This is a genomic window from Gordonia otitidis NBRC 100426 (assembly GCF_000248075.1).
Lineage (GTDB): Bacteria > Actinomycetota > Actinomycetes > Mycobacteriales > Mycobacteriaceae > Gordonia > Gordonia otitidis.
Genome location: NZ_BAFB01000015.1, coordinates 1 through 10,916, shown reverse-complemented (window position 1 = coordinate 10,916; position 10,916 = coordinate 1). Strand labels below are relative to the sequence as shown.

The following is a 10,916-nucleotide window of genomic DNA, read 5'->3' as shown; positions in this document are numbered from 1 at the left end:
TCACATTCGATACCGACAACATCGGCGAGCCGTCCGGCGTGGTCGCCAGCCCTCGGCGGCGGGCGACGAGGGTTCCCGCCGCGGCGATGAGATGCGCGATGGCCAGCAGCTGCCCGCATCCACTCTCGCCGTGCCGAATAGCGTCGACGGCAAGCGATCCCTGTGAATGCCCGACAACCGCAACAGGTGCGATCAGGTCGGCGTCGAGGCCCTGCTTCTTGAGCGACTCGACGGCTGCGACCTGGCTCAGGAGGACACCTGGTCCACTCAGTGCGAAGTCGGCGAGTTCGGCGTCGGAGGGTATCTCCTCCCCGGCGTCGGCTGCCCTGACCCACGCCAGCGGATGGAATCCGTCCGGTCGAGCGATCTCCAGCGAGTCGGCGACCGGTGCGACCATGCGCTCGGCAACAGCGACCGCGGTCGCGAGCTTGTGTTCGAGGTCGGCATCGACGACCAGTTCGGCGAGCGTCGACAACCACGGACCGCCCTGTCCGCCGAAACTGACTGCGTACCGCTCGCCTGCCGCGAGTCGATCCATCAGCGATTCGGCGGGTCCGCCGGTGGGGCGGGTTCCGTGTGCTCCGGGGCGGAATTGGTCGACGGTCACGGGCTCTCCTCGTGGATCGGGACTCGGCGTGTGTGAGGTGCAGGAGTTCAGGGTCTGGATACGGGCACGGTGTGGCGACCCGGCGGCGGGGGGTCAAACGCCGGGTCGCGCACACGTGGATCACGAACATGCTTGCCCAGCAATACCTTTGACGCTGTGGCGGGCGACAGACGAACCAGCGCCGGTACGTCGTCGACATGAACGTGGAACTCATGATGGCACACAAACGTGAGGGAGTCCTCATGTTGTTTCCGACCGTCAGGTATACCCGCGAGTAGTCCCGCGAGTAACAATGCGAACGCCATGAGGCGTCGTTCGCCGTGGCGACGTTCGACCAGTTCGCAGGGTGTTTCAATCGACAACCCGCGCGAAATGCGGGGCCCGCGACGCCGTTATCTAATCGTTATGTGACGTGGCGCACTGCGTGTCGCGGGCTGCGACATACGCGGACTCGTGGCGCGGTCGAGTCCTCCCCCACGAGTCGTTAGGGTGCAGGGATGAGCGACTGCGTGTTCTGCCGGATCGTCGACGGCTCCGCACCAGCCCGCACGGTGTACGAGGACGACGACGTGGTGGGCTTTCTCGATATCAGGCCGGTGACGCGCGGCCACGTTCTCATCGTGCCCCGGACACACTCGACGGGCCTCGCGGACCTCTCGGTCGACGACGGTGCAGCGGTGATGCGCGCCGGACAACTCGTGGCCACCGCCCTGCGAAACGCACCCCTGCGTCCGGGTGGCGAAGGTGCCGACGGTGCGAACCTCGTGATCAACGACGGCAGAGCCGCGTTCCAAACCGTGTTCCACACACATCTGCACGTGATCCCCCGACATCGCGGGGACAAACTGCGCGTACTCCGGTCGCTGGCGATCCGTCGCGACCGAGATCCCGACTCGACGGCACGCGTGGTGAGCGAAGCGGTCCGCGAACGCATCGAGCAGCAGTGAACACGCCCGAGGGTGACGCGCCCGTGCGGATTCCCCAGGCCGCGGTCGACGTGCTGGCCGGCGCCGAATGGATCATTGTGTTCACCGGCGCGGGAATGTCGGCGGAGAGCGGGGTGCCGACCTTCCGCGACGCCCAGACGGGACTGTGGGAGAACTTCGACCCGGAACAACTCGCGTCCCCTGAGGCCTGGAACGCCGACCCCGCTCTCGTGTGGGGTTGGTATCAGTGGCGCGCACACCTCGTCAGCGAAGCAGAACCCAATGCCGGGCACGTCGCACTGACGGCTCTTGCGGAGTCGGCCGACGGCACGGGCGACATGCCGTCGGTGATGGTGGTGACGCAGAACGTCGACGACCTGCACGAGCGCGCGGGCAACACGGTCGTCAGCCATCTGCACGGCAGCCTCTTCGCGCCGCGATGCTCACGCTGTGGCCATCCGTACCAGGGGACCGACGCCGATCCGTCCACGGCGACCGACGAGCGACCCGTCGAACCGCCCGCGTGTCCTATCTGCTTGTCGCCTGTGCGTCCGGGTGTCGTATGGTTCGGAGAGTCACTCCCCGCGGATGCCTGGGCGCGCGCCGAGCAGGTCTTCGACGCCGCAGACGCGATCATCGTCGTGGGGACGAGCGGGATCGTCTACCCCGCAGCGGCTCTGCCCGAGCGGGCGGCCGCACGCGGCATCCCGGTGATCGAACTCAATCCTCAGCCGTCGGGGCTCAGCTCCATCGCCACTCACAGCATCAGGACGACGGCGGCACGCGGGTTACCCGACATCGTCGAGCGGGTGCGCGCAGCACGCGCAGGCAAAGCCGATTAGGTTGGTCGACACGTCCCACAGCCGCAGACGCTATTCGGCTACCGTCAGATCGATCGGCTCCCACGCGGCGACATCGCGCGAAGCGCTCACCGCCACCGACCCCGGCTTGACTCCACGACGGTCGAGGAGTCCGATCACCGTAGCGAGTGCGGTGTCGGCGTCGAGCTCGAACTCCGACTCACGCACGCGCGCGAACTCCCACCCGCAGCGGCGTAATTCGCGCTCCCGCTCCATGTCCGAGCGCGCCTGCGCACCCGTCGAGGTGAATTCGTCTCCGTCGCACTCGACGGCCATCCTGCCCTCCGAGCCCATGACCACGAGGTCGATGACACGGTTGTTGACGACGACTTTCGGGGTCACGTGATAGCCGAGCGCCGCAAGTCGATTGAAGACCCGCTGCTCGAAGAGACTGTCGAACGGTTCGACACGCTCGTCGTCGGGAACATCCGACGGCATCGGTGGGATCGTCGGCCCCTGGTTGGCCTGCAGGTAACCCAGAAGCGAGTAGCGCAGATCGTTGGTCCCGAGGTCGTCGAGTGCGACCGAGTGGAACAACCACATCTGGTCCATGGCACGAGAGGCCGCGACGTTCACCCTGCGCTGCGATTCCGCACGCGTCAACGCACTCAGCGACGCGGGGTCCGAGACCACCATCGACAGGAACATGACGTGGCGCTCGTCGCCCTGGAAGTCAGGCGGCGTTCCGACACGGATGCGGCGTGCACGCCACGTCTGTTCGTCGACCACGTCGCGCAGAACGCGAGTGATCGCGTCGACCTGCTTGCTGCCCTGCAGAGCGATGATGCCGAAATCCATTCCGACGTAAGCCGGATCGGCAAGGCAGTCGAGCACGGTCGCCGCGATCGCGGCCGCTTCGCCCTCGTTCACCAGCGACTGCCCCTGACCGGTCGCCACACCGTCGACGCGTACGGTGCGCAGCGGGTCGAGCCGCTCGGCGCCGAACTGCCGGACCGGCACGAGCGGCGATCCGCTGTAGAACTGTCGCGAGGAGTACTCGATGATCTCGGGCATCGACCGGAAGTGCTCGCGCAACCGGATCAGGTGGCCGAATCGACTGCGCAACAGCGAGAACAGACTCGATCGTGGGGTCAGACCGTCGCGCAGATAGTGCGGGAGATCAGGGAGCTCCGCGTCGAGCTTGGCGAAGGCGTCGTCGAGTGATGTGCCGCTCAGACCGCGCGGGGCGCACTGTTTGTCGTCACCGACCACGATGACCCGTGGTGCAAGCCAGAGCAGGAACGAACTGGTGATGTCGGCCTGGCTCGCCTCGTCGACGATCACCACATCGAATGAGTTCGGTTCGGGCGGAAGCATGTCGGCGACCTGACTGGTCGACATGATCCACGCGGGCACCGCCGATTGCGCCTGTTCCATCGCCTCGCGCGCTGCCGTTCGGAAGCGATTGGCGTGCTTGCCTGATCCCTTGCCCAGATTGATCATGTGGTCGCGGTAGGACTGCAGAGCCTGAACCTGCGCAACGGTGGTGCGCGCCACGCAGGCCCGCCACGCGCGGGCGGTCGCGAGGGCGGTGGTCAACTGGGCGATATCGGCGTCGGCCTCGTCGAGCGCGGAGGCCAACCGGGCCTCTGCGTGCGGATCGCTACGTTCGACCGCCCAGGTGCGTGCTCGGCGCCATTCCCACGCGGCGACCACATCGCGGAGCCGCGCGTCCCAGGCCGGGTCGTCAGGCGAGTCCGCGAGCGCGGCATAGAATTCCGGCGCTTTGGTGCGGAGTCGCAGCGCGAGTAGATCGAGGGCCGCCTGATCCTGCAACTCACCGCGCGCGGCGGTGAAGGCGCGCCGAGCCGTTCGGATCGACTCGGCGTCGGCGTTCGCAAGCGCCGCGACGAGCGCGTCGCCTTCGTGTGAGGGCCCCTTCTCGACCTCGGTGGACAGCCGGTACGCGTGTTCGGCCAGTTCCTGCTCGGCGAGCACAGCGTCGTTGGCTGCGGCGATGGATGCGCCTTCACGTGCGACTTCTGCCACCTCGGCGACGCTGCGCGGCCGAGGGCCGCCGGGGCTGATGTATTCCAGTTCGTGGATCAACTGATCTCGCGCGGAGAGCAGGTCGGACACCCACGAGAGTTGGGTGTCGAGGCGAACGAGTTGGTTGAGCTGTTTGGATCGCGATCCCGAGGTGTCGACCGGGACGTGCAAGTCGGCGAGCACCCGCTGAACCTGATGCACGGCGTCGAGTACCGCGAGATGATCCGCGACGAGTCCGAGGCTCTCGGCATCAGTGGGGCGGCGACCGTCCACGGTGGCGATGACACCCGAATCCTCAACTGCCCGTTGCTGTTCGGATCGCAACAGACGGCCTCGCCAGCGGCCGCCGTCACGGAGGTGCGCGGCGGCTGCGGCGAAGAGTTGACCGTCGCCAGGTCGAGCATTCTCGACCACGACCACGTGCGCCCCGATTGCACGGTCGCGCCGGGCGGCATCGGCGATCACTGACGAGAGTGCGGTCACGCGCGTCCACAGATGCGCTTCCTGGCCCGCGAGCAACCTGTCCGCCATGTCGACGATCAGCGGCGGGAATGTCGCCACCTCACCGGACGCGACAGCGAGGTGATCGCAGATGCCCTTGATCCGCAACAACGGCTCGCTGCGCACGTCCGAGAGAATCGACATGAGCGAGCCGCTGCCGACCATCGGCTCTTCGGGTCGATGTCCGATGCGCTGACAGATCGCGTCCATCGTCATCGTGTCCGGCAGGTACTCGTCGAGATCGGGCAGCCGTTGGGCGAGCCGATCGGCGGTGTCGCCGATTCTGCGGAGCAGTTCGAGTAGTCGGGTGAACTCACCCCGGTCGAGGGGAGGCAACGCACCCTCGAGCGGCCCGGGCAGCCAATCGAACCGGGCTGCGTCGGCATTGCATGCGCGAACCACCGCCGCAGCGGTGCCTCGGTAGTCGCCCGCGACCCACTCGTGCACCTCGGTCTCGGAGGTACGCAGTTCCCAGAGGCCCCGAAGCGCACGTTCTCGTCGGTCGAGTGCCTGTTCGCGACGGAATGCGAGGTCGTCGATCTCCGCGTCGGCGACCCCCGCGGAAAAGCTCGATTTGCGGTCGGCGATCGCCTCGACTCCCGACACCACGGCGTCGTGATTGTCGGTGCTGATGTCAGCCAGCGAGACGGTCAACTCACGCAGTTCTGGTGGGAGGAGGTCACGCAGCACCTGCAAAGCGTTGGCTTTCTCGCTGGTCACGAGCACGCGCTGCCCCTTGGCCAAAAGCGCCGACACCACGTTCGCGATGGTCTGGGTCTTACCCGTGCCCGGGGGCCCCTCGACGACCACACCGCTTTCGACACCCAACTGGGCCAGGACGTCACGCTGCTCGACGTTGGACGCGAGCGGGAACATCGCGTCGGCCACGAGTTCGGTTGCAGGCGTGGTGCCCGGTCGGTTCAGGGCCGCCACCCGGTCGGCGGCTTCGATGGGCGCGACGAGCTGCGCGAGCCCGATCGGCACCTCGGTCTCGTCGTCGCGCAGCGCGGCCAGCATCGCGTCGTAGAACCGCAGCGCCGAACCCGCGCCGCGGTTGCGCAGGACGATGGCGGGCGCCATGTCGACAGTCAGCGACACCTGGTTGTCGTCGACGACGACGGCCTCGCGCCACGCGGCGATCACCTGTTCTGCAGCCGGGTTCGCGACGTTGGTGAGCCCCGCGGCACGGCCTCTCGGTGTGATCGAATCCGAGAGGCCGATGCCGTCGATGGACGCGAGCAGGTGGGTGTCATGCATCATCGGGACGGCGCCGGATCCGAGTGAGACCGTGATGGCGCCGGATTCCGGATCGCGCTCGGCGACGACATCCTGGGTCAGCAGGTGTTCGCGGACAACAGGCTCGGCGTCGTTCTCACGGTCGACGACGGTGACGAGTGCACTGGCAAGGACGAGTTCGAGTGCCTCCGGTTCGGCGATGAGATCGTCGACCATCGCCGACAACTGCTCGTACTGGTCGTCGTCGGGCGAGAGTGCAACGACCGCGCGGCCCGGTGTCGCTCCCGCGCGCACGGATACCGGCGTGGATTTCCCCACCCACAACACGGCGGGATGGGCGTCGACATCGGTGACCGACACCGACCGTGAACGCACCAGGCCGCGGAGGAAGCCGAGCAGTCTCGACACCTGATCCCGACGCTCGTCAGGAGTGTCGTTGGTCATGCGCGTGCTGCCTTCCCGCCTGGTTACCAGAGTTCGTCAACGCTACCAAGGCCCCGGCGAGCCAGCTGTGTTGACGACACCGTCGTGAAAGCAGCTCAGCGACCGGCGGTACCTCGGAGGGCGGGGAACCCGCCGTCGATGTAGTGCACGTTGGTGTAACCCAGGCCTGCGATCTGCTCTGCGATACGCGGAGCCTGCGACCGTACCGACACGACGGCGATCTCGGTGTCGCGATCACTGACCAGCGGGAAAGACCCGGTGGGCGTGGGAGCGAGTCGTGTTGCGACCTCGTTCGGGTCGACGACGACCGCGCCGGGCACACTGCCCTGATGACGGACGACCTGCGGACGGGCGTCGACGACGACGGCGTCGCCGTGCTCGACATGATCGATGGCTTCTGCTGCGGTAATCGCACTCACCACTGACACTGGTGACTCACTCCTGAAATCGAACTTCTGCTTGCGTATGGGAGCCGGTGCGGTCAGAACGCATCTTCCCCCTCAAAAAAGATTACGGAAAGATATCGATCTGTCCACCTCCGCACCACCGGTCAGGTCTCAGGAAAGGGCCGAAAAGGCGTGTGGTGTCAGCCTCGCCCGCGCCCCGCCACGCGCGGATTGCCGCGTTTGCCCCAGCTGTCACCACGCTTGCCGTGACGGTCGCGGTTGAAGCCGCCACCGCCCTGACCATTGCGTTTACCTCCACGAGCACGGGGCGGCCCCTGGTCGCGCCGGATATCGATCGGATTCTTGCCGATTCGCGTATGTCGCAGACGATCCAAGGTGTCGCGGTCGAGATCCTCAGGAAGCTCCACGAGTGAGAAGTCGTCGCGGATGCTGATGTTGCCGAAGTCACCCCGAGTGAGGCCACCCTCGTTGGCGATCGCGCCGACGATCGCGCCCGGGGACACCTTGTGTTTGCGCCCGACGGCGATCCGATAGGTGGCAAACGTGCCCCCACCCGACCGAGGTGCCCGTTCCCGGCGCTCCGGCCGCTCACTCTTCGGCGGGTCCGGCGCCATGAGGAAACCGCCGTCGCGGGTCTCGAGGGCCAGCGCTGCCGCGATATCGGCCATCGCCACGTCGTTGTCACGCGCGTAGTTCTCGATCAACTGCCGGAACATGTCGAGGTTCTCCGACGCCAGGTTCTCGGTGATCGAGTCGGCGAACCGGGCGACGCGCTGCGCGTTCACGTCGTCGACCGACGGCAGATCGATCTCGGTGAGCGGCTGACGCGTCGCACGCTCGATGGCGCGCAGCAGGTGACGCTCGCGCGGCGAGACGAACAGCAGTGCGTTGCCCGATCGGCCTGCTCGACCGGTGCGTCCGATGCGGTGCACATAGGACTCGGTGTCGTGCGGGATGTCGTAGTTGACGACATGCGAGATGCGGTCGACGTCGAGTCCGCGGGCGGCCACGTCCGTGGCGACGAGGATGTCGATCCCTCCCGCCTTGAGCTGGTTGATCGTCCTCTCACGCTGCGCCTGCACCATGTCGCCGTTGATGGCGACCGCCGAGAACCCGCGCGAACGAAGTTTCTCCGCGAGTTCCTCGGTTGCTTGTTTCGTCCGGACGAACACGATCATCGCGTCGAACGTCTCGACCTCGAGGAAACGCGTGAGCGCGTCGAGTTTGCGCTGGTGAGAGACCTGCAGATAGCGCTGCGTGATGTTCTGCGCCGTCGCGGTCTTGGCCTTGACCGTGATCTCCTGCGCGTCGTGCAGGTATCGCTGGGCGAGTCGTCGGATCGCGCTCGGCATGGTCGCCGAGAACAGCGCCACCTGCTTGTCGTCGGGAGTCTCGGCGAGAATGCGTTCGACATCCTCGGCGAAGCCCATCGTCAGCATCTCATCGGCTTCGTCGAGCACGAGGAAATCGAGCTGGGAGATGTCGAGGGTGTGCTTGTCGAGGTGGTCGATCACACGCCCGGGGGTGCCGACGATGATCTGCGCCCCCCGCTTGAGGCCCGCGAGCTGCACGCCGTAACTCTGTCCGCCGTAGATCGGCAGCACACGCACGTCGGGCATGTGCGCCGAGTACTTGCCGAAAGCCTCGGACACCTGCAGAGCGAGTTCGCGGGTGGGAGCGAGGATCAGCGCCTGCGGCCTGCGGATCTGCGGGTCGAGGCGCGACAGGATGGGAATGGCGAATGCCGCTGTCTTACCGGTGCCTGTCTGGGCGAGGCCGACGACGTCGCGGCCCTCCATGAGCGGAGGAATCGTGGCCGCCTGGATAGGCGACGGGGTCTCGTAGCCGACATCGGCAATGGCGTTGCGTACGCGCTCGTCGATGTCGAGATCGTCGAAGGTGATCGACGGTGCGTCGGGGGTCGGGCTGTCGGTCATGGTCTGGGTGTCCCGTTCATCGACTCAACTCTAATCCGCGAGGCCGCTGAAAGCGGCATTCGTGTACGGCGCGGCCGTGACCGGCATCGTTCCACCCGAATGTGACGCGCACCACTACCCTGCTACTCTCGGTGCCAACATTCGCGATCGGCATCACACTCGACCTCGCCTATGTCCGAAATGCCGGATCACACGCTTCAGGGAGCCACCTACATGCAGCAGTACGCCACTCCGTCGGATCTGACCGTCGAAGACAAGGCCACGCTGGTCGACACTCTCCTCCGTTACCGTGACGAGCGCCCAACGCTGCCACTCTTCCGACGCCTGTCGTCGGGCGAGTGGATCACGGTGACCGCCAAGCATTTCGCCGACGAGGTCGACGCCGTCGCCAAGGGGCTCATCGCATCGGGCGTCGAGCCGGGCGACCGCGTCGCCATCTGTTCGGCCACGCGGTATGAGTGGTCGGTGCTCGATTACGCCATCTGGCGGGCGGGCGCCACGACCGTCGCGGTGTACGAGACCTCGGCACCCGACCAGGTGCAGTACCTGCTCGACGACTCGGGCACCGTGATGCTGATCGTCGAGGACGACAACCACCGCGACAAGTTCCGCGAGGTGACCGACGCGCTGCCCGCCGTTCGCGAGACGTTGGTCATCGACGACGGAGCAATCAACGAACTGAGTGCGCGCGGCAAGGACGTCCCCGACGCCGAACTCGATGCGCGACATGCCAATACCGTCTCCTCCGATGCCGCGACACTGATCTATACGTCGGGCACGACCGGTCGACCCAAGGGCGTGGTCCTCACCCACGCCAATTTTCTCGCCGAATGCGCTGCCACCCGCGAGGCCGTCGGATCGGGACTCGAAGAAGGCAATTCGACGCTGCTCTTCCTGCCGCTGGCCCACGTCTTCGCCCGTGTCATCGCGGTGGCGAGTCTCGAGAGCGGAGTCATCGTCGGCCACACGAGCGACATCCCGAACCTCGTCGAGCATCTCGGGACCTTCAAGCCGAACTATGTTCTGTCTGTGCCGCGTGTGTTCGAAAAGGTCTACAACTCGGCCAAGCAGAAGGCGTATGACGGCGGCAAGGGGTCGATCTTCGACAAGGCCGCCGACACCGCGATCGAGTACAGCGAGGCCCTCGAGAAGGGTGGCCCGGGGATCGCGCTGAAGCTCAAGCACGCAGTGTTCGACGCCCTCGTCTACAAGAAGCTGCGCGCGGCTCTCGGCGGGAACTGCGACGGCGCGATCTCCGGCGGCGCCCCGCTCGGCGCGCGTCTCGGGCACTTCTTCCGCGGTGCAGGGGTACCGGTCTACGAGGGCTACGGACTGTCGGAAACGACTGCGGCGATCACCGCCAACAACGAAGAACACCAGCGTGTGGGTTCGGTCGGACGGCCCATCCCTGGTGTCTCCATCGCGATCGCCGACGAGGACGGTGAAGTCCTCGTCAAGGGTCCGGTGGTGTTCACGGAGTACTGGCACAACCCCGAAGCCACCGCGGATGCTATTCGTGACGGGTGGTTCCACACCGGCGACGTGGGCAATCTCGACGACGGCTTCCTCTACATCACCGGCCGCAAGAAGGAGCTGATCGTCACGGCGGGCGGTAAGAACGTCTCCCCTGCCCAGCTCGAGGACTCGATCCGTGCGCATCCGATGATCAGTCAGTGCCTCGTCGTCGGCGACAACAAGCCGTTCATCGCGGCGCTCATCACCATCGACGCCGAGTCGGTTCCCGGGTGGCTGGAGCGCAACGGGCTGGCATCGGACACCTCGCTCTCCGACCTCGCAACCAACGAGAAACTGCGAGCGGAGATCGCCGAGGCGGTCGACGCCGCCAACGCAAAGGTCTCCAAGGCTGAGGCGATCAAGAAGTTCAGCATTCTGGACACGGACTTCACCATCGACTCGGGCGAGCTGACACCGACGATGAAGCTCAAGCGCAACATCATCCACTCGGCTCATCAGAAGGCGATCGCCGACCTCTACACGTGATCGCGCCC

General features: G+C 66.2%; 7 protein-coding genes. 3 read left to right on the top strand and 4 right to left on the bottom strand.

All coding sequences use genetic code 11. The annotated features are described in order from the left end of the window. On the bottom strand, positions 1-607 hold a 607-nt coding region (locus GOOTI_RS01900), incomplete at its 3' end, for a hypothetical protein (RefSeq protein WP_007236858.1). 497 nt (positions 608-1,104) lie between these two features. Here GOOTI_RS01900 and GOOTI_RS01895 point away from each other — a divergent pair. Together GOOTI_RS01895 and GOOTI_RS01890 are read left to right on the top strand one after the other, a co-directional pair. After that, complete coding sequence (locus GOOTI_RS01895) at positions 1,105-1,554, top strand: HIT family protein (RefSeq protein ID WP_007236857.1); 450 nt, start codon at positions 1,105-1,107, stop codon at positions 1,552-1,554. Continuing rightward, positions 1,551-2,375: an NAD-dependent deacylase gene (locus GOOTI_RS01890; RefSeq protein ID WP_007236856.1), complete on the top strand. Its 825-nt coding sequence runs from the start codon at positions 1,551-1,553 to the stop codon at positions 2,373-2,375. The genes GOOTI_RS01895 and GOOTI_RS01890 overlap by 4 nt, the downstream gene beginning before the upstream one ends. A 30-nt stretch (positions 2,376-2,405) precedes the next feature. Here the strand turns inward: GOOTI_RS01890 and GOOTI_RS01885 are convergent, their stop codons facing one another. From GOOTI_RS01885 to GOOTI_RS01875, 3 genes are all read right to left on the bottom strand, one after another. Then, on the bottom strand, positions 2,406-6,563 hold the full coding sequence (locus GOOTI_RS01885; RefSeq protein WP_007236855.1) for a PDDEXK-like endonuclease domain-containing protein: 4,158 nt from the start codon (positions 6,561-6,563) through the stop codon (positions 2,406-2,408). A gap of 95 nt (positions 6,564-6,658) precedes the next feature. Next, positions 6,659-6,991, bottom strand: coding sequence for a rhodanese-like domain-containing protein (locus GOOTI_RS01880; RefSeq protein WP_007236854.1), 333 nt, complete (start codon positions 6,989-6,991; stop codon positions 6,659-6,661). A 158-nt stretch (positions 6,992-7,149) separates the two neighbouring features. Beyond that, the gene (locus tag GOOTI_RS01875) at positions 7,150-8,907 is read right to left on the bottom strand and encodes a DEAD/DEAH box helicase (RefSeq protein ID WP_007236853.1); all 1,758 of its coding nucleotides are present in this window, start codon (positions 8,905-8,907) and stop codon (positions 7,150-7,152) included. 213 nt (positions 8,908-9,120) lie between these two features. Between GOOTI_RS01875 and GOOTI_RS01870 the strand changes: the two genes are divergently transcribed. After that, positions 9,121-10,908, top strand: coding sequence for an AMP-dependent synthetase/ligase (locus tag GOOTI_RS01870; RefSeq protein ID WP_039993140.1), 1,788 nt, complete (start codon positions 9,121-9,123; stop codon positions 10,906-10,908). Positions 10,909-10,916 lie beyond the last annotated feature (8 nt).